Below are 18,312 nucleotides of genomic sequence, written 5' to 3'. Positions count from 1 at the left end.
TTGCCATAAGCAATGCCTGGCAGTGCCATAGCACTTCGCACTGATCACGAGAGGATGGCGACCACGGTCCTGTAGATGATGCGCAAATCCAGCCAGAGCGATCGCTTCTGGACATACTCAACGCAGTACCGCAGTTTGGCGGGCATTACCTCTTCGACGTAGGTCCGCTCCGGGTCCGCGCTCTTGCCCAGCAGCGTGTTCTCGTCCCTGTACTCAATCGAAGCAAGATCGGTAATCCCCGGCCTCACGCTCAAGACCGTCTCGCGAATACCCGCAGGATAGAGCGCCACATACTTGGGCACTTCGGGCCGCGGCCCCACCAGACTCATGCTGCCGATAAACACGTCGATCAGTTGCGCCAGTTCGTCCAGCTTGTACTTGCGCAGGAAGGCACCACTTCTCGTGATACGCCGGTCCGCACCCACGGTAATCAAGGGTCCCCTGCCCTCTCCCGAGATCACCATGGTCCGGAACTTGTGAATGCGGAACGTGCGGCCGTTCAAGCCCACTCGTTCCTGGCGGAAAAAAACCGGGCCAGCCGATTCGCGCTTGATGACGATGGCGATCACGGCGAATACCGGTGCCAGCAGAAGCAACCCCGCCGCGCTGGCGACGAGGTCAAAGAGCCTTTTGATAAGCATCAGTTAAACGCGTCCCGAACCGACTTGATCACCCGCTCCACGTCTTCGTCACGCATACGCGTGTATAGCGGCAAAGTGAGCGTGCGCTCATAGACGCGCTGGCTGACGGGGAACATTTCCGGCGTCAGGTGATACTGGTCCCGCCAGTACGGCTGAAGATGAAGCGGAATGTAGTGGACGCTACAGCCAATGCCCTGCTTGAAGAGATGGTCAATCAGAGCATCCCGGCTACACGGCGCACCTTCGGCCAACTGAATCACGTACAAATGCCAGGAATGAATATCACCAGTTTGCGCGTGCGGCGGCAGAATCAGCGGCAGATCGGTCAGCGCCTCGTCATAGCGGGCGGCGATGGCGGCGCGGCGCTGATGGAAAGCGTTTGCCTTCTTCAACTGATGGATACCGATGGCGGAGGCGACGTCCGTCATGTTGTACTTGAACCCTGGCGCGACGATTTCGTAGTACCAGCTTGGCGCAGTCGACACGAAACGGTCGAAAGCATCCCGGCTGATACCGTGCAGCCGCATGATCTTGGCGCGCTTTGCAATCTCCGGGTCGCGCGTCACCACCATCCCGCCTTCGCCGGTCGTGATCGTCTTGTTAGCATAAAAGCTGAACACAGTGGCATCGGTGTCCAGAGTTCCTACCAACTGGCCGTCGCTAGTGGCGGGCAGAGCGTGCGCGGCGTCCTCGACAACACGCAGGCCGTGCTTCTTGGCAATGGCGATGATGCGCCCCATATCCGCGGCGCGGCCGCCGAAATGCACGGGCATGATCGCGCGCGTGCGCGGCGTGATGGCCTTTTCGATGGCATCCACATCAATGCAGAGCGTTTCCGCGCTGACGTCGACAAATACGGGATCCGCGCCCAGGTAGCGGATCACCTCCGCCGTTGCCGTGAATGTGTGGGTGGTGGTAATCACCTCATCACCGGGGCCGACCCCCACCGCTTCCAGCGCGAGGTGCAGGCCTGCGGTGGCAGAATTCACGGCGATGGCTTCTACGCCACCGCCCAGGAACGCCGCGAAGTCCGCTTCGAACTGCTTGGTCTTCGGGCCGGTGGTAACCCAGCCGGAACGCAGCGTCGCCACGACTTCGGCGATCTCTTCTTCGCCGATTTCCGGCTGTGCAAAGGGAAGAAAACTACTATTCATAGTGAAGCCATCCTTTGGCTTAGATGCATCAATTAGGGGGCGGCAAGCAAGTCCGCATGGCAAGATGCGTCTGGCATCTCAGGTGCCAGCGCCCGTCCAGTGCCGACGATCTATTGTGTGGCGCCAGACTGCGCTACCCGGCGCAATTCCGCGAGCCGGTCGGGGTCAAAAAAGGTGTTATCGAGGCCGCTGCTCTGAACAAATTCGAGATCGTATTTCTCGGTCGTGCCAACGATCCGTCCCGGATTGCCCACGACGACGGAATGATCCGGGATCTCGCCACGGACAACGCTGCCGGCGCCGATCACACAGCCCTTGCCTATTCGCGTGCCCGGCAGAATGATCGCGCCGCTCCCTACAAAAGTAAAGTCTCCGATCACGACCGGCGCCTGGATGAATCCAGTACGCTGAGGCGTCGGAGTGGAGATGAAATGCCTTCCTAGCAGGCGTATCGAGACGTGGCTGCTATGGGACAGCACGGCGTTCAGCGAGCTGATCTGTACTCCCTCGCCAATCTCCACGCCTCCGCTGGCATCGATCAGGCAATGCGGGCCGATCCAGCAATGGTCCCCAATGACCAGATCTCGCTCGCTCAGGATCTTGGCGCTGGAACTCACACGCGTGAAACGCAGGAACCGCCCTTCGCGACGTGAAAAGTAGCCATAGACCATGAACGGGCGCAACAGCATGCCCAGCAGGTTCAGCACGGCCGAGATCACGTAGCCGGCGGGAGAAAGGTAGAGTCTACGGAACATAGCCTGTCCTCAGCGCAGCGTTTCGGCAAAGCGCACGAATGCGTCATGCTGCACGTACTGGTCGAAGCGCGGCGCGAGCGAGGCGGAATTCGCCTTGCAGGTTTCGAGCAGCGTGCGATCACCGGCAAGCGCTTCGATCGCAGCGGCGAGCGAATCCGCGTCGCCCGGCACGTACTGCCGGCCGAGCTGATGGCTGGCGATCAGACGCTGGATCTCACGCTCCAGCGAATTAACGGTGGCAACGCCGGCCGCCAGATAATCATAGAACTTGATAGGCATCGACACCGTCGAATGCGCGAGGTACGTGCTCAGCCCAATATCGCAGTACTTGTACATCAGGTTGAGATCGTCCGGGTCCAGTCGCCCCAGGTAGACCACATTACCACCTGGCTCGGCGCAGGCGGATTCGAGCAAGGGGCGTTGCGGCCCGTCGCCGGCGAACAGGAACTTCACCGGCTTGCCGCGCAGCCGCTCCGAGCGCGCAGCCTTGAGAATCGACTCCATGTCATAGCCGGCGCCGAGGGTGCCTGCATAGATCACCCAGACTTCGCCAGGCTTCTTGTCGTCCAGCCCTAGCTTGCGGAGCACGCCGCCGTTCTCGTTCACCATTGCCGCCCGCATGGCGGCAACATCCACGCCCCAGTACGACACGGCGGACGGCACTGCGGGCGCCGAGCGCACACCGATGTCGCGGTAATCCTCTGACACGCCTACGATTCCGTCGCATGCGCGAAGAATGGCCGCCCGCCTGAGGTACAACGGCGCCAGCAGCACTCGGTCGAACGCTCTGAGCGGCTTCGGCAGGATCATGGCAAAGACCTCTGGCCAGATGTCGATAATGTCGGCGACCAACTTGGCCCCAATGCTGCGCGCCGTCTCTACGATGTACTTCCCATAGAAGATCGAGGGCTCGGCCAAAACGATCATATCGGCCTTGTCCTGGGGATTGGCTCGCACGCGTTGCGCGAGATTCCTTGCAAAGGTGCGTTCGCTGCGGATTCGCGCCACCGAGACGTGGCTGCTGTACGGCGTGGTAGGCACGATCCGTACGTTGACACCCGTATCCAGGCGCTGCTCGCTATATCCCTCGCTGCGGAACTTCTTGGAGCGGTGCTCGAAATTCGAGAGCCACCAGGTCACCTCGTGACCGGCGCGGGAGAAAGCCTCGGCGAGCATCGAGCTGCGGTATTCCCGCCACGCTTCGCCCGGCAGGCTGCCATAGGGATTAACGATCCATACTTTCATGATTGAACGTGTTTAGTCGACGTCGACACCGACGCCGCACCGCGGGAGAGACCGATTACCACTATCAGATAGATAAAGGTCATCGGAAAATAATCCAATATTCTATTGACAAAAAAATTGAACAGGAAAATCAGCAGGCATCCCCGCAAGAACACAGCTTCCGGCGTCCGCTGGCTTTTCGAGGAAGCATAGATCTTCAGGTTGACGAGCACGAAAAGCAGGGTAAGCGGTATGCCGAAGGAAGCCAGGTAACTAACGTACTGGCTGTCGGCAGCCCGGTATACCGTTGAACCCATATGCCCCCACAACATGGAAGCGGGTTCCTCGACGTATCCGGCCAGGAGATTCAGATGATCGGCGATCCGCCCGCCCGTGATCCCAGCTGTCACGTCATAGTCCACCAGGCCTACGAAGTTGAGCACGGCGAGAATCTTGTGAATCAGGAAGGAAGGCTTTCCCTCGGCTTCCGCTTGCAGCACGAAGAAGCCCGCTGCGGCCAGTGCCGGCACGAAGCACATGAGCAGGAAGCCGAGTCTCTTGTTCTTTATCTCCACCAGCAGAACAATGCAGGCCATCGTCATCAGCGAAAAGACGGAATTGGTGGCTACTGCGCCAAGTGCCAGCACCAGTTTCTCGGCGATCTCGGCCGGCCACCGGCGTGCAAAAGTATCGACGTAAAGATAGGAAATGCAGCAAAGCAAACCAAATGAGCTCGGATTGCCGACACCGCCGGAAACAGCCCCTCCCGTCCACAGGTCGATGCCGAGATAGCGCAGCACGAAACCGACAAGGCATTGCACCAGGATAATATTCTTGATCAGCTTAAGCGCCGACAGAATCCCCTGCTCGCTCACCCTTGCCGAGAACAGCACTGGCAGGAAAATCAGCGCATTGAGGAACAGCGCGGTTGGCTGGTCATAGCCAGCAGCCACCGCCAAGCCATAGCTGATGCCGCACAGGGCCAGCACCGGCACAAGCAGAAGGTCATCCTGATAGCGGTCGGAGACGCGGAACGGCAATAGGCACAGCGTGAACAGGCTAAACGCGCACAGTTTGGCGATGGCAATAAACGCGGGGACGTCATCTACGTCGCCATCCTTGAAGTTGGTAAAGTAATACAGGTAGTAGATCGAGAAGATGCCTACGATCGCGGCGGCCTGGACCCACTGCTGGAATCGGGGTTCGCGTGACGTGTTCATGCCAGCCTCTTGGACTTCACGACTGCCGGTGCCCCGACTGCGATTGAATATTCCGGTAACGACCTGGTCACCACGGAGTTGGCCCCAATCACGCATCCACGTCCAATCCTCACTCCGGGCATGATCGCAACATTCACCCCGATCCAGCAGTCATCACCGATTTCAACCGGTTTATCTTCAAAACCGGCGGGACGCTCATGTGGCGGCAGTGCCGCATACCTCGCTTCCTGCTCGCGAATCGGCAGCTCGGGCCATGCGGCAAAGATATGTGCCCCCGAGGAAACAAAAACATTCGGGGCGAAAATGCACCCGCGGCCGATCGTTATCGTTCCATTCAGCGAGCAGCGCCGCTGAATGGTAGTGCCCTCACCGATGAGGACACGGCCCTCCGACTCGATTTCAACGCCGTGCGATAGCCAGGTGCCCTGCGCCATATCGAGTCGCCCCCCGCCCCCAAGATTGACGATGACATCCCTGGAGATCCTTGTGCCACGCCCGAGCTTGACCTGGGACAGCGACGACAAGAACGTCGCGCGCGGATCGACCCGCACGCCATCGCGCAGAAAGTGGATTGCTGCCCACCAGCGCCACAGGAAGGATCTTCTCAATAATCTGATCATCATTTCATTTTTCCTCCTACCCGCGCCGCGACAAAACCGAAGCAGAATGAGAGGACAGCAAGTGTCAAGGTGAGAATCGACAAGCGCATCAGCGGCGGCATCGCCGGATAGCAGAACGTCACGGCCCACACCAGCAAGGAACCCAGCAGGACTGCGATCTGACAGGCGAACAGAATCCTCGTCTTCCCCGAAATCACAAAGTAGTTGGCCCAGAAATCAGAAGCGCGGAATGCCGCCGCCGCCAGGAATAGCGGAATGTAGGCCAACACACCCAGATACTGAGGGAAATAGGCCCCGATGCCCCAACGGATCATCAAGTATCCCGGCACGGCAAGTACGCCCAGCACGAGCAAGAAGCCCAGCGAGGTCTTGCCGGTGCGCTCCCGCACTGCCTGCGCCCCCTGATGGTAGATTTGCGCCGCCAGGCTCGGGAACAGATTCGCATTGACCGTGACCTGAAAGGTAGAGGCCATCGATAGCAGCGTCCAGGCGAAAGCAAATTCAGCAAACGCGGGCTTATCCAACGCGCCCGCGGCAAGCCAGCGATCGGAATTCTGCATCAGGAACGCCAGGATGACGCTGACGAACAGCGCTCCCGCCGCCCGCCATTCAGAGTGGCGAAAATGGCGCAGTGCCAACACCGGCAAACGGAGAGATGCCCTCCCGTAACGAACGCCAGCGCGCATTGTCACGATACCGATCATGACGGCCGTAGCCAGGATTTCCGCGACGAGGATCGCCTCGGCACTGCCAATCTTGACTGCGGTCAGAAGCCCCGTCACCGAGACCACACAACTGCGCGAGAACAGCGTCACCGAGAACTCGCTCTGCAGCAACCGGCTCTTGCTTTCTGTCGAGACAATGCCAAACAGCTGATTGGTCAGCCCGTGCACCGCGGCCAGCGCAAGCAATACGCCCGCTCCACCGGCAAGCGACATGCCGGTCGCGCTGAGCCCGAGCAGCGGCACCGCACAAAGCACGGTGACCAGCGTCACCTCGCACATCATGATCATCCCACGCGTCACTCGCCCAGCTGCGAACAGGTATGGGAGATCGCGCTGCATCAGCAGATACAGCCCGAAGGCATTGACCATGGCAAGCGAAGCCGAGATCAGCAGCCCGATGCTCAACGTCCCGAATTCGGGGACTGTCAGCAGCTTGGCGTAGGCAAGCATGCGGCCCATCATCAAGATGGCCGCAAAGCCGTTCAAGCAAGTTGTCCCGAGGTTTCTCTTGTAGCTCATGGATGATCGCGGTTGTGCTTCCCTCCGCGAGTGACCATGGCCTTGCTCAGATCGGATGGGAGATGTCGCCTGAAATGCAGATTGGTTAAACCATCAAGCTCAGGTCCTGCTCACGGCGCTGGTCGTGCATCACGCCGTAATCGAACATGGCAAACTGCAGTTGCAGGAGCAATCTCGCTTGGTGAACCGGGGTGCGCCCCTTGTGGATGCACAGGGTATTCTCGGCAAAGCCAGTCCCCGCCTCCCCGCAAATTTCCTTGATCACGGTACGGTCGTAGGTCTGGTCGATTTCCGCATCCGTGTAGCGGCGTACCTTGAACTCATCGAAGCGCTGCGTCACCGGTGGCCGGCGATGCGAGCCCGCCACGGCGACGTGCGCGCCGTCGCCCGGCTCTACGTCCGTCAGGTAGAAGAAGAACTTAAAGAAACGGAAGCAATCGACGTCCCGGTGATAGAGATGGGCATGCTTGAATCGATCCTCCTCGCGCGCCTTCACGGGGAACGTCCACCACAGGTTGGAGCCGACAAATGCCGGCACCGAACCGATATAACGCGCGGCAATCCATTCCAACAGAGGATCGTGGCGCAGCGCATCGATCGCGGCGCACCGTTGCTGCGTATTGAAGTACTGCGCAACCAGGATCGGTTTGCCCAAGACAGATTCCGCTGCCGCGCGCTGCTCAGCACGAAAACCGCGAGCCGGATCCCGATCGGCAAAACAAGCAGAACTGTCGGCAAACTGCCGAATCTGCGCCACCATCTCGCCTGGAATCTTCAACCCGAATGCAAGGCCATCGGCATCCAGGGTCCGCACAAACTGCTCTTTATCGATGCCCTTGAAGACGCTCTGCTCCAGGCGCGCCTCACGCTCGGCAAGAAAGCGCCGCAGGCCCGGGCCTTGCAACAGTCCGCGGGTACGGCTGACGGTATCGCGAGCGAAACCGAACCGGGCCGGCACACGCATCAACGTGTAGCCAGGCTGGCTCATCAAGCTCTTGGTCAAGATTCGAATTCGACTCATGGTGCCTCCACCTCTCGGACTCTTCTGGCCTTGCATTATCTGTCGCCAATCGGCATACGCTCTCGGATCGCGTCCAGGTAGCGGAACACGCCGCGCCGTTGCAACGGGCGGTACTCTTCCGGGATCGGCTTCTGCGCCTCCCGCAACTCTTCCCAGCGCCTCTCGCGCAGCAGTGTCAGTACCCGATCTTCGCCAGCGGCGTCGGATGCCACCTCGGCATCGTCCGCTTCCACACTGCGGGTAAGGAGCAACCGCTCGAGCCGGGAGGCATCAGGCGTGGGATTGTAAACATACTGCGTGGTCGTCCTCGCGCGAATGTCGCTCACATACTGGTTGAAGCGGAAATTGAACGTGTAGGCAAAGCGCAAGACCTGCCGTGCGATCTCGTCCGGGTTCTGCTTGCCGACCATGGACAGGTTGTCAACATCCTCGGGGCCATACAGCCGGATCTGGAAGCCGGCAGTCTGGTAGATCGACGTGCCTAGTGCAATCACCTGCTTGCCCAGGGCGCCAGCCTCGAAGGCGGCACTGCCGCCGTTGACCACCACGGCGTCTGCCTGCGCGATCAGCCCCAGGGTATTGGCACGCTCCCCGCTCCCGATGATATGCACGCCGCGACGGCGCGCCCACTCCGTGTACATGCGCTCGGCGAGACTGCCATCCCTGAGACCGATCGTCTCACCCCAGTTCGGGTGACAGCGCAGGATGCAGCTCGCCGGGTCGACATCGAGATGATCGAAGAGGAAGTCCAGGGCGGCGATCTGGTTGGGCCAGTTGGTCCGCCAGTCGGGATGGCCATCGAACTCGTTGAGGCTGCTGGGGGTGATCAGCAACTTCAGGCCATTGCTCTGCGCCGGCCATTCCAGGTCCTCCGCATTGCGATTGTAGGCTCGCCACTCGAGCGTGTTCGTGCGCAAGAACCGTGCAGCCAGCAGCGAGGCAACGGACCGTGCCTGGGCCTCGGTGAGCGGCTTGTCCCTGTACTCTCCGACCACGCGCCCTACTTCGCCAAGCGCCAGGCAATTCTGATCAGGGATCAGCAACAGGCCATCGCCAAACCAGGTACGTTCCACCGAAATAAAAGGAATGCCCTTGGTCTTGGCTGCCTCCAGCAACGCGCGCGGACCCTCCATGCGACCGTTGAAGCAGACAATGCCGTCCAGCTGGCGATCCTCGATCCAGCGGCAGGCAGCGGCGAACGCCTCAGCAGCACCCGTGGCAAGCCTCTGATGTAGCCCGCGGAACTCCTCGGTCTGCTTGTCGACCTGGCTCTCCGTGCGCAATATGGTGCAGGCACCGGAGAAGCCCCACTGCTGCGCGGCATCACCCGCTTGCGCAGCGCCAGCGGGATCGCGATAGCGACGCATGGAGTCAACCGAGCCGGAGGCGAACGACCGCATGCCGCCCATCGTGCATTTCATGCACTCCTTGGCCGAACTCGAGTTATCACGCAATTCGCGGGTGTAGCACTCCGACAGCGCGCTGTCGCAGCTTAGAAAGAACACCTCGTGCCCACGGGACTTCATCATCGTCGAGAGGAAGTAGACGTGTTCCACGTGTGGGCGATAGGCGTAGATGCTGGCGAAACCGAGACGCATATAGTAATAGTTATGGGGGCAAACGGGGCAAAGGGACTCAGGCGAGCAGATCCCACTCAAGTGGCGTACCGCGGCTCACGTCCTGCTTCACTGCCCGGCCGAGCACCTGGTCGAGGTGCTTGGGCGCCAGGCCAAAGCCCGGGCGAATCGCCCGTACGCTGGAGGCGTCCAGCACCTCGCCAGCCTTGAGGTCGCGCGTGATGTAGAGCGACCGGCGGAACACCAGGGACTTCTTCTCGGCGTCAGTCGGGCCATAGCTCACGCCGCCCAACCCCTGCCAGGCGCGGCGGGTTTCCACGACAAGCGCCTGGAATTCGGCGGGCTCGAGCGAGAAGGACGAATCCACGCCACCGTCGGCGCGGTCCAGCGTGAAGTGCTTTTCGATCACGGTTGCGCCCATAGCGACGCTCGCTACCGATACGCCAAGACCCATCGTATGGTCGGACAAACCCACTTCGCAGCCGAACAGGTCACGCATGTGGGGAATCGTGCGGACATTGGTGTTTTCGGGAGAGGCTGGGTAGGTACTGGTGCACTTCAGAAGGATCAGGTCTTTGCACCCGGCCTCGCGCGCGGCACGCACGCTCTGATCGAGCTCCGCGATGCTGGCCATGCCGATCGAGATGATCATCGGCTTGCCGGTACGCGCGACCCTCCGGATCAGAGGAATATCTGTGTTCTCAAACGATGCGATCTTGTAGACAGCTACGTCGAGCCCTTCCAGGAAATCGACAGCGCTGTCGTCGAAGGGGGTGCTAAAGGGGATCATGCCGTGCCCGCGCGCACGCTCGAAGATGGCTGCATGCCAATCCCAGGGGGTATGCGCTTCATCGTACAACTCGTACAGCGACTTGCCCTTCCACAAGCTCTTCGGATCGGAAATGAAGAACTCCCGCTCGCGAATATCGAGCGTCATGGTGTCCGCGGTATAGGTCTGGATCTTCAGTGCGTGCGCGCCCGACGCTGCCGCAGCATCGACGATTTCCAGTGCGCGATCGAGCGACTGGTTGTGATTTCCGGACATCTCCGCGATCAGGAATGGCTCGTGTTCGCGGCCGACCAGGCGACCGCCAATATTGATCGTCATTTCTATACTCCTTCGGGCGAGAAACACAGGTCGCGCAGCGCCTGCCGGTCACTCCCCCATTGATTGCTGAATTTGGCCAGGCAGACAATGTCCTGGCGCTGGCCTTGTTTCAGGTAATGCTCGACCAACCGGCCCTCTTCGCGGAAGCCAAGCTTGCGATGCAAGGCCAGCGAGGCGCGATTGAAAGCAAAAGCCTCCGAACTCAGCTTATACATTCCGAGCGTGTCAAAGGCATGGGCCAGCGCCAGATAGCCCAGCGCCGAGCCAGTGCCCTTGGGCAGACCTTGCTCGCCGAGATAGAAACCCCAGGTGCAACGCTGGTGCTCTCGGCTGATGCCGGTGAGCGAGCTGAAACCAACTGGCACCCCGCGCAGTGCGAACACCGCAAACTGCGCGCTTGGATGCTGCAACGCCGAAGCGAACCAGCGTTCATGCTCCTCAGGTGTAATCAAGTGGTCCGTGTACATATTGCTGCGCACGTGGTCGCTGTTGCGCCAGGCCAGCAGAATGTCCTTGTCGCCGGGGCGGATCAGACGCAACTCGCAGTCGTCGAATCTATGCATCACCGCGTCCCTTCGTAGATCAGGTCGGCCACAGTCCTTGGCTCACGCCGAGCCAGCCCCAGGGCGCGGCGCGACATTGCCACGCGCTCCGCATCGTCCGCCGTCAAGGCAACCACTGCTTGCGCCACCTTCTCCGGCGTCACCTGAGCGACTTCGCCCAGGTTGACGATATATCCCGCGGCGGCCAAGTCGTGGGCCGATCTGCGCTGGTTGTCCGCCAGCACGATGGCAATAGTCGGCAACCCGAGGAAGCAGCGCTCCCAGGTCGCGGACCCACAAGCGCCGATGGCCAGATCAGCGCTCGCCATCAACTCGGCCATATTGTCTACCTGCACGTGCAGACGCGTATTTGGTGTGCTCTCGCACAAGGTCCTTACCTGGTCGCGGTGAGGTGCGCCGGCACCGAGGACGACGTCGATCGCGACGCCAGCTTTCGCGAAGTCCTGCAATCCACGAAGCGCAATGCTGGTTGCGTTGTCCTGGTCCATGCCACCCATGAACAGCAAGACGCGCCGAACCGGCCCAGTGCCCCGGAGCAAGGCCTGCCCAGCCACCGTGAACTCGGGGCGCAGCAGGGCATAGCCAGGGCCCAGCAAGCACGTGCAATGCGGAGGAACCAAGGCGGTGTAGCGCTGATCGAGATCGCTATAGTAGTTCTGGTCGAGCAGCAGATCACAGTCGTGCCGGCGATCAGCCAGGTCGTCGATAGCCAGGATGCGAGGTACCTGCCCACGCAGGGGCTGCTCCCATCGCCAGTCGAGGCCATAGTGATCCACAACCAGCCATTGAGGCGACCAGTCCGCCAGCACCGCTGCGCTTCGCGCCAGGTCGTCCTCCCACGGCACGCCCAGCCAGGCACTGTGGGCAAGGTCCCCCATCACAGAACCGGCAAGCTGTGGCGCAGGCAGCAGGTGGCACGCGTACCCGCGCTTAGCAATCAGCGCTTGCGCGCCACCTGGATGCACGCGGGTGATGAAGCGAACCTCAGCCCCGCGCTCGCGCAAGACATCCGCCAGCGTCAGGCAACGCATGACGTGGCCCGACCCGATCTGCACGGACGCATCGGCGCGAATCGCGACCTTCATGATGCTCAGCGCACCTTGAACAAAGGCTCAAGCGGAGCGCACTTCAACTTCTGCTCGAGACCGCCATCGCGCACGGCTTCGACCATCATTGGCAGCGTGTGGTCGTAGGCCGCGAACAGCCGGCTGATATCGGCGTCCGAATGGCTGTACCCCATGTTGTGAGTACCGAACGTCAGGACGCCCTGCGCCAGCATCTCCTGCATGAACAGCGTCTTGAGGTGCCACATGGGGTAGCGCGCCGTGTCCTTGATCAGCAGGAAGCTCCAGCTCGGATGGCCAGACACAGAGAGAAAGTCTTCCGCGCCCAGCGCCGAAATACGTGCGCGCAGGCCGTCAATCACCACTTGGCCCTGGCGAGCCAGGGTTGCGGTGACGGGCTCCCGTTCCAGCTTCTTCATGGTGGCGAGCGCCGCCGCGAGCGATAGCGTTTCTCCGCCAAAGGTGAAGGAGAAGAAAATCTCCTCCATCAGTTGCATGACATCGGCCCGGCCCGCAACGGCAGACACCGGATAGCCGTTAGCGAGGCCCTTGCCGAAGGTAGCCAGGTCTGGCGTCACGCCGAAGAGTTGCTGGGCGCCACCATTCGCGTAGCGGAATCCCGTGATGGTCTCGTCAAACACCAGCAGCGCGCCATGCTTGTGCGCCAGCTCCTTGACGGCCTGCAGGAAGCCCGGTGCCGGCTCGACCACGTTCATTGGCTCGAGGATCACCGCGGCCACCTGACCGGGGTGCGCCCTGAAAATGGCGTCGAGGCTTTCGATATCGTTGTATGCCCATGCATGGGACAGATCGCGAGTTGCCTGCGGCACGCCGCGGTTACGCGCGGTGGTGCCAATGTACCAGTCCTGCCAGCCGTGATAGCCGCAGACCGCGACATGATCGCGGCCGGTGAAAGCGCGGGCAACGCGCACGGCACCGGCGGTTGCGTCGGAACCGTTCTTGCCAAAGCGGACTTTCTCGGCGCAAGGCACCATCGACACCAACTGCTCTGCCACCTCCATTTCGAGCCGGTGCGGCAGCGAGAAGATGATGCCGTCCTCCAACTGGGCCTTGACCGCAGCATCCACGTCGGGGTCGCAATACCCTAGCGTCAGCGCGGCAAGAGCGCCAATCATGTCGAGGTACTCGTTGCCATCGACGTCCCACACGTGACTGCCGCGCCCGCGCTCGATGAAGTACGGCGACACGCCGAACGGGTACTGCGTACGGCTCTTGCTGAATGTTTGCGAACCAAGCGGGATGGTGCGCAGGGCGCGTTCAAGCAGGGCTTCAGACTGTTGATATCGTTGCGACATGATGTTCACACCCTTCGAGGTAGTAGTTCGTCTTGTACAAGAGATTTCACATAGCCTGCATTCCGGAGTTGCCCGGCGTTGATCTCGATCAACTCGGGCCGCTGCGCCAGCAGCCGCAGCACGTCAGCCATCAGGAAAGCAGGGTTATCGCGATACAGGGCCCCATACACGGCCGTGACAAACTCGAGGTCGGACGGTTCATCGACGGTCCACCGCAGCGCCGAAAGATCGCTCTCGCGCTTGAGGCACCCCAACCGGAAGCGCTCCGGATGCTGGTAGATGAAAGAGGTCACATGCTCGCGCTGGGACGCAAGGCTGGCTTCCTGCCAGATCGTCTCCAATACGCTGAACCGGAACACTTCGGCATCCAGGCCATCCGGATAGGTAGGCTCCAGCACATTGCTGGCGTAGTCGAAGTCGCCGTCGCGATAGAAATCGATCACGGCGTCGATCACTTCGGGGTCGGCCAGGGGGCAGTCGGCTGTCAACCGGACCACGTGCTGCGGCCGGATATCCTTCACCGCCGAATAGAAGCGATCCAGCACGTCGTCGAGACTACCGCGGAACACTTCCACGCCCGCCGCCACACAGCACGCCGCGAGTTCATCGTCGGAGGAGTTGTCACTGGTCACCACCATCAGCCGATCGATATTGCGGGCTCGCCGCAGGCGCTCTATCTGGCGCAGGATCATCGGCTCGCCGAGCAAGGGCTTCAATACCTTGCCTGGCAGTCGGGTCGAGCTTGAACGTGCTTGCAGCAGTGCCATCACGGTCATTGAAACTCCTTCTGCAATGCGGGCCACTTGGATGGCGTGATTGCCGGCAACGACTCCATATTGCAGGCGGCGAAATCGAAAGCGAGGTGCGCGGCGCTGCGGTGCCAAGCAGTTGCGATCTGTTCTAGTTGCTCTGCATCGACTACCCCGACCACGACATGGTCGATCACGCCTTGCTGGCGCAGGAAGGCCAGACTGCCTTCGAGCTGGCTCATGCCTGCCTGCGCGCAAACCGCCTTGAAGCGGGCAAAGCCCGGCGCAAGCGTGTGCAGAAAGGGGGGCAACTGCTCGGCCAGCAGCACGCCTTGGAGAAAGGCCGAGCGGGTGTGGATTTCCACACCCGCTTGCTTCAGCCTGGCGAGTTCCCCGCTGCTGACAAAGGACTGATCGAGAACGTTGAGCGGCAACTGCATGGCGTCGACGTGGTAGCGCTTCGTTGCTTCGCGCGCCTCGTCGACACTGTAGACTGACACGCCGAGCCGCTCAATCACGCCTTCGGCTTTCAGCTCCAGCAGCGCGGCATGCAAGTCCCGCCCGCCTGCGCCAAGCAGATCGCCGGCATGATGCACCAGCAGGCCGTCCAGACGCTCGACGCCCAGGCTGCACAAGGAATCGCGGACGCCCTGCACCACGCGCCGGATGGCGTCGGCATCCATGCCCGCGCCACCGGCTGGCAAGGTTTTGGTATAGATCCGAAAGGCGTGCGCGTCCGGGCCGCAACGGCCCAGTACGCGCTCGCTCTCGCCATACGCTGCCGCGGTATCCAGCACCTCAAGGCCAAGCTCGCGGGCCCGGCGCAGGATACGTGTCACCTCATCCGCGGTAACCTGGCCCGCGGTATTGGTGATGCCATAGGGCAGACCAAACTGCACCGTTCCCAGCGCCAGCTTCATGCAAGCAACCCGCGCAACGTGGATGTCACGAAGTCCTGTTGCTGCTCGGACAGGCCAGGATACATCGGCAGGCTGATCGCCCTCGCATAGTAGTCTTCTGCATTCGGGTATTCGCCCGCCCGGAAACCGAGGTCTTGGTAGTACGGCTGGGTGTGCACCGGGATGTAATGCACATTGACGTGCACGCCGGCGGCACGCATACCGTCGAATACCGCTTTGCGGCGCGCGCTGTCGTGCAGCACCACCGGATACAGGTGCAGACCGGACAGCCCGTCGGGATGCTGGAAGGGCACGGTCAGCGCGGCTCCCGCCAGCAACTCATCATAGCGGCGCGCCAGCTGGTGGCGCCGCGCAACAAATCCATCCAGACGCGTCATCTGGCTGACCCCGAGGGCCGCCTGCATGTCAGTCATGCGGTAGTTGTACCCAAGCGCAACTTGCTGGTAGTACCAGGCGCCGTCCGAAGGGCCCGTCATCTCGGCTTGGTCGCGCGTAATTCCGTGCGAACGCGCCTTGCGCATTGCCTCCGCCAGATCGCTCCGACGCGTGACACACATGCCACCCTCGGCGGTCGTGATTACCTTGACCGGATGGAAGCTGAAGACGGTGATATCGGCAAAGTCGCCACAACCGATTGGCTTGCCCAGGTAGCGGCCCCCAATCGCATGCGACGCATCCTCGATGATGGCAAAGCCGTACTCATCGCCCAGTGCGCGAATCGCTTGCATATCGCATGACTGCCCGGCAAACGCTACCGGAATGACGACCTTGGGCAGCGCATTGCGCTGGGCTGCGAGCTTGAGCTTGCTTGCCAGGGCGACGGCGCACATGTTGTACGTGCGCTGGTCGATATCGACGAAACCAACGTCGGCACCGCAATAGCGCGCGCAATTGGCCGACGCGACAAAGGTGTTCGGGGTGGTCCAGACGGTGTCCCCGGGTCCCACGCCAAGCGCCATGCACGCGATGTGAAGCGCTGAAGTTGCACTATTGACGGCAACTGCGTGCTCGGCTCCGACATAAGTCGCTATCGCCGATTCGAATGCCGGCACGGCCGGCCCCTGCGTCAGGAAGTCGGACTCCAGGACCGCCACTACCGCCTGGATATCTTCCGCCGAAATATCTTGCCGGCCGTATGGAATCATGCCATTGCCTTGGCGTTGAACTCACGGATTTCCTGAGGGCTCAGGAAATGCGGATTGTTGCCGGAGTTATATTCGAAACCCTGGCTAACCTGATCGCCCTGCTCACCCAGCGCATTGACCGTATAGTCGATGTCCGAGTGGTGGAACTTGATCGTCGGGCGCAGAACGTAGTGATCCGAGAATTCCAACGTGAGATGGGAATCGTCGGACGGACACATGATCTCGTGGAGCTTCTCGCCCGGACGAATGCCGATCACTCGGGTCGCGACGCCAGGCGCGACTGCCTCGGCCAGGTCCGTGATGCGGATCGACGGGATCTTGGGCACAAAGATTTCGCCGCCATGCATCCGCTCGAAGTTCTTCAGCACGAAATCCACCCCATCTTGCAGGCTGATCCAAAAGCGAGTCATCTCGGCGTGCGTAATCGGCAGTTCCTTCTCGCCCCTTGCCAGCAGCTGCTCGAAGAAAGGCACAACCGAGCCGCGGGAGCCAACCACATTTCCGTAGCGAACCACAGCGAACGAAGTCTGGTTGGCGCCTACCATGTTGTTGGCCGCGACAAACAACTTGTCGGACGCCAGCTTGGTCGCGCCATAGAGGTTGATCGGATTGGCAGCCTTGTCGGTCGACAGCGCGATCACCTTGTGGACATTGTTGGCGATCGCCGCATTGATGACGTTCTCGGCGCCATGAATGTTGGTCTTGATGCACTCCAGCGGGTTGTACTCCGCTGCGGGAACTTGCTTGAGCGCGGCAGCGTGGATGACATAGTCAATGCCACGCATGGCCTGGGACAAGCGGTCGCCATCGCGAACGTCACCGATGAAATAGCGCATCGGCGGCGCATCGATGTCCTGCTGCATTTCGAACTGCTTGAGTTCGTCGCGCGAGTAGATCACGAGACGCTTCGGCTTGTAGCGGGCCAGAATCGTTCGTGCGTACTTCCTGCCAAACGAGCCCGTACCGCCCGTGATCAAAATAGACTTGTTATTGAACATTGCGAATCTCTTCTGAAAAATGAGCTGGGCTGCTTATACAAAGCGCTTGAAGTAATCGACCGTCTTGCTCAGGCCGTCGCGGAAATGCACCGACGGGTTCCAGCCGATCATTTCCTCGGCCAGACGGGTATCAGGACGGCGCTGCGTGGGATCGTCGGACGGCAAGGGCTTGAACTCGATCGTGGAACGTGAACCTGTCAGCTCGATGATGTGGCTGGCCAGCTCGAGCATCGTCATCTCGTGCGGGTTGCCCAGGTTCATCGGGCCGGTAAAGTCCTTGGGCGTGCTCATCAGGGCGACAATGCCGTCGATCAGGTCATCGACAAAGCAGAACGAGCGTGTCTGCTTGCCTTCCCCGAACACGGTGATCGGCTCACCGCGCAGCGCCTGCATGATGAAGTTCGATACCACGCGGCCGTCGTTCTGGTGCATCCGCGGACCATAGGTATTGAAGATCCGGGCAACCTTGATCTCCAGCCCATGCTGGCGGTGGTAGTCGAAAAACAGGGTTTCCGCGCATCGCTTGCCTTCGTCGTAGCACGAGCGGATGCCAATGGGATTCACGTTTCCCCAATAGGCTTCGGGCTGCGGGTGCACGACCGGGTCGCCGTAGACTTCGCTGGTCGAGGCCTGGAAGATCTTGGCGCCGACCCGCTTGGCGAGGCCAAGCATGTTGATGGCGCCATGCACCGACGTCTTCGTGGTTTGCACCGGATCGTGCTGATAGTGGACAGGTGACGCCGGGCAGGCCAGGTTATAGATCTGGTCGACTTCCACGAACAGCGGGAAGGTCACGTCGTGGCGGATGAACTCGAAACGAGGATGGCTGAGCAGATGTTCGATATTCTGCTTGGCGCCCGTGAAGAGATTGTCGACGCACAGCACTTCATTGCCCTGCTCGATGAGGCGATCGCACAAATGCGAACCGAGAAAGCCGGCGCCGCCGGTCACCAGGATTCGCTGGCGGGAATTGTAATTTCGCATGTTCAAAGT

At 60.9% G+C, this 18,312-nt stretch carries 18 protein-coding genes; all 18 read right to left on the bottom strand.

What is annotated here, in order from left to right; genetic code table 11:
* Nucleotides 1-44: 44 nt before the first annotated feature.
* Nucleotides 45-641, bottom strand: coding sequence for a sugar transferase (locus tag AC1RQK_RS20690; RefSeq protein WP_492810870.1), 597 nt, complete (start codon nucleotides 639-641; stop codon nucleotides 45-47).
* On the bottom strand, nucleotides 641-1,795 hold the full coding sequence (locus AC1RQK_RS20685) for a DegT/DnrJ/EryC1/StrS family aminotransferase (protein ID WP_492810868.1): 1,155 nt from the start codon (nucleotides 1,793-1,795) through the stop codon (nucleotides 641-643). The genes AC1RQK_RS20690 and AC1RQK_RS20685 overlap by 1 nt, the downstream gene beginning before the upstream one ends.
* A gap of 110 nt (nucleotides 1,796-1,905) precedes the next feature.
* On the bottom strand, nucleotides 1,906-2,550 hold the full coding sequence (locus AC1RQK_RS20680) for an acyltransferase (RefSeq protein ID WP_492810866.1): 645 nt from the start codon (nucleotides 2,548-2,550) through the stop codon (nucleotides 1,906-1,908).
* A gap of 9 nt (nucleotides 2,551-2,559) precedes the next feature.
* Nucleotides 2,560-3,795, bottom strand: coding sequence for a glycosyltransferase family 4 protein (locus AC1RQK_RS20675; RefSeq protein WP_492810864.1), 1,236 nt, complete (start codon nucleotides 3,793-3,795; stop codon nucleotides 2,560-2,562).
* Entirely contained in the window at nucleotides 3,792-4,994 is a 1,203-nt protein-coding gene (locus tag AC1RQK_RS20670) for a hypothetical protein (RefSeq protein ID WP_416049408.1), read from the bottom strand. Before AC1RQK_RS20670 ends, AC1RQK_RS20675 begins: the two co-directional genes overlap by 4 nt.
* Nucleotides 4,991-5,617 (bottom strand): acyltransferase, encoded by a 627-nt coding sequence (locus AC1RQK_RS20665; protein ID WP_492810862.1) that lies wholly within the window; start codon nucleotides 5,615-5,617, stop codon nucleotides 4,991-4,993. Before AC1RQK_RS20665 ends, AC1RQK_RS20670 begins: the two co-directional genes overlap by 4 nt.
* Nucleotides 5,614-6,858 carry a polysaccharide biosynthesis protein gene (locus tag AC1RQK_RS20660; RefSeq protein WP_416049410.1) on the bottom strand — a complete coding sequence of 415 codons (1,245 nt, stop codon included), beginning with the start codon at nucleotides 6,856-6,858 and terminating at the stop codon, nucleotides 5,614-5,616. Before AC1RQK_RS20660 ends, AC1RQK_RS20665 begins: the two co-directional genes overlap by 4 nt.
* An 85-nt stretch (nucleotides 6,859-6,943) precedes the next feature.
* Nucleotides 6,944-7,861 carry a phytanoyl-CoA dioxygenase family protein gene (locus tag AC1RQK_RS20655; RefSeq protein ID WP_416049411.1) on the bottom strand — a complete coding sequence of 306 codons (918 nt, stop codon included), beginning with the start codon at nucleotides 7,859-7,861 and terminating at the stop codon, nucleotides 6,944-6,946.
* 53 nt (nucleotides 7,862-7,914) lie between these two features.
* On the bottom strand, nucleotides 7,915-9,477 hold the full coding sequence (locus tag AC1RQK_RS20650) for a hypothetical protein (protein WP_492810859.1): 1,563 nt from the start codon (nucleotides 9,475-9,477) through the stop codon (nucleotides 7,915-7,917).
* A gap of 37 nt (nucleotides 9,478-9,514) precedes the next feature.
* Entirely contained in the window at nucleotides 9,515-10,564 is a 1,050-nt protein-coding gene (pseI, locus tag AC1RQK_RS20645) for a pseudaminic acid synthase (RefSeq protein WP_492810857.1), read from the bottom strand.
* A gap of 2 nt (nucleotides 10,565-10,566) precedes the next feature.
* On the bottom strand, nucleotides 10,567-11,127 hold the full coding sequence (pseH, locus tag AC1RQK_RS20640; RefSeq protein WP_492810855.1) for a UDP-4-amino-4,6-dideoxy-N-acetyl-beta-L-altrosamine N-acetyltransferase: 561 nt from the start codon (nucleotides 11,125-11,127) through the stop codon (nucleotides 10,567-10,569).
* On the bottom strand, nucleotides 11,127-12,212 hold the full coding sequence (pseG, locus tag AC1RQK_RS20635; protein WP_492810853.1) for a UDP-2,4-diacetamido-2,4,6-trideoxy-beta-L-altropyranose hydrolase: 1,086 nt from the start codon (nucleotides 12,210-12,212) through the stop codon (nucleotides 11,127-11,129). The genes pseH and pseG overlap by 1 nt, the downstream gene beginning before the upstream one ends.
* A gap of 5 nt (nucleotides 12,213-12,217) precedes the next feature.
* Nucleotides 12,218-13,507 carry an aminotransferase class III-fold pyridoxal phosphate-dependent enzyme gene (locus AC1RQK_RS20630; RefSeq protein ID WP_492810851.1) on the bottom strand — a complete coding sequence of 430 codons (1,290 nt, stop codon included), beginning with the start codon at nucleotides 13,505-13,507 and terminating at the stop codon, nucleotides 12,218-12,220.
* A 5-nt stretch (nucleotides 13,508-13,512) separates the two neighbouring features.
* Entirely contained in the window at nucleotides 13,513-14,283 is a 771-nt protein-coding gene (locus AC1RQK_RS20625; RefSeq protein WP_441601475.1) for a cytidylyltransferase domain-containing protein, read from the bottom strand.
* Nucleotides 14,280-15,176, bottom strand: a complete 897-nt coding sequence (locus tag AC1RQK_RS20620; protein WP_492810848.1) for an aldo/keto reductase — start codon at nucleotides 15,174-15,176, stop codon at nucleotides 14,280-14,282. The genes AC1RQK_RS20625 and AC1RQK_RS20620 overlap by 4 nt, the downstream gene beginning before the upstream one ends.
* The gene (gene pseC, locus AC1RQK_RS20615) at nucleotides 15,173-16,321 is read right to left on the bottom strand and encodes a UDP-4-amino-4,6-dideoxy-N-acetyl-beta-L-altrosamine transaminase (protein ID WP_492810846.1); all 1,149 of its coding nucleotides are present in this window, start codon (nucleotides 16,319-16,321) and stop codon (nucleotides 15,173-15,175) included. Before pseC ends, AC1RQK_RS20620 begins: the two co-directional genes overlap by 4 nt.
* Complete coding sequence (pseB, locus tag AC1RQK_RS20610; protein WP_416049418.1) at nucleotides 16,318-17,319, bottom strand: UDP-N-acetylglucosamine 4,6-dehydratase (inverting); 1,002 nt, start codon at nucleotides 17,317-17,319, stop codon at nucleotides 16,318-16,320. The genes pseC and pseB overlap by 4 nt, the downstream gene beginning before the upstream one ends.
* A gap of 33 nt (nucleotides 17,320-17,352) precedes the next feature.
* Nucleotides 17,353-18,303, bottom strand: coding sequence for a UDP-glucuronic acid decarboxylase family protein (locus AC1RQK_RS20605; RefSeq protein WP_416049419.1), 951 nt, complete (start codon nucleotides 18,301-18,303; stop codon nucleotides 17,353-17,355).
* Nucleotides 18,304-18,312: the final 9 nt, after the last annotated feature.

This window comes from Cupriavidus sp. GW822-FHT02D05 (assembly GCF_058802485.1).
Note: the sequence above shows the minus strand (reverse complement) of the source record. Positions and strands in the feature narration are given on the sequence as shown.

Bases quoted from the DNA above. Each gene is read 5' to 3' on its own strand.
- AC1RQK_RS20685 (WP_492810868.1), bottom strand. From the start codon at position 1,795: ATGAATAGTAGTTTTCTTCCCTTTGCACAGCCGGAAATCGGCGAAGAA.
- AC1RQK_RS20650 (WP_492810859.1), bottom strand. From the start codon at position 9,477: ATGCGTCTCGGTTTCGCCAGCATCTACGCCTATCGCCCACACGTGGAA.
- AC1RQK_RS20680 (WP_492810866.1), bottom strand. From the start codon at position 2,550: ATGTTCCGTAGACTCTACCTTTCTCCCGCCGGCTACGTGATCTCGGCC.
- AC1RQK_RS20620 (WP_492810848.1), bottom strand. From the start codon at position 15,176: ATGAAGCTGGCGCTGGGAACGGTGCAGTTTGGTCTGCCCTATGGCATC.
- AC1RQK_RS20665 (WP_492810862.1), bottom strand. From the start codon at position 5,617: ATGATGATCAGATTATTGAGAAGATCCTTCCTGTGGCGCTGGTGGGCA.
- AC1RQK_RS20670 (WP_416049408.1), bottom strand. From the start codon at position 4,994: ATGAACACGTCACGCGAACCCCGATTCCAGCAGTGGGTCCAGGCCGCC.
- AC1RQK_RS20660 (WP_416049410.1), bottom strand. From the start codon at position 6,858: ATGAGCTACAAGAGAAACCTCGGGACAACTTGCTTGAACGGCTTTGCG.
- AC1RQK_RS20690 (WP_492810870.1), bottom strand. From the start codon at position 641: ATGCTTATCAAAAGGCTCTTTGACCTCGTCGCCAGCGCGGCGGGGTTG.
- AC1RQK_RS20630 (WP_492810851.1), bottom strand. From the start codon at position 13,507: ATGTCGCAACGATATCAACAGTCTGAAGCCCTGCTTGAACGCGCCCTG.
- pseI (WP_492810857.1), bottom strand. From the start codon at position 10,564: ATGACGATCAATATTGGCGGTCGCCTGGTCGGCCGCGAACACGAGCCA.
- pseB (WP_416049418.1), bottom strand. From the start codon at position 17,319: ATGTTCAATAACAAGTCTATTTTGATCACGGGCGGTACGGGCTCGTTT.
- AC1RQK_RS20625 (WP_441601475.1), bottom strand. From the start codon at position 14,283: ATGACCGTGATGGCACTGCTGCAAGCACGTTCAAGCTCGACCCGACTG.
- pseC (WP_492810846.1), bottom strand. From the start codon at position 16,321: ATGATTCCATACGGCCGGCAAGATATTTCGGCGGAAGATATCCAGGCG.
- pseH (WP_492810855.1), bottom strand. From the start codon at position 11,127: ATGCATAGATTCGACGACTGCGAGTTGCGTCTGATCCGCCCCGGCGAC.
- AC1RQK_RS20675 (WP_492810864.1), bottom strand. From the start codon at position 3,795: ATGAAAGTATGGATCGTTAATCCCTATGGCAGCCTGCCGGGCGAAGCG.
- pseG (WP_492810853.1), bottom strand. From the start codon at position 12,212: ATGAAGGTCGCGATTCGCGCCGATGCGTCCGTGCAGATCGGGTCGGGC.
- AC1RQK_RS20605 (WP_416049419.1), bottom strand. From the start codon at position 18,303: ATGCGAAATTACAATTCCCGCCAGCGAATCCTGGTGACCGGCGGCGCC.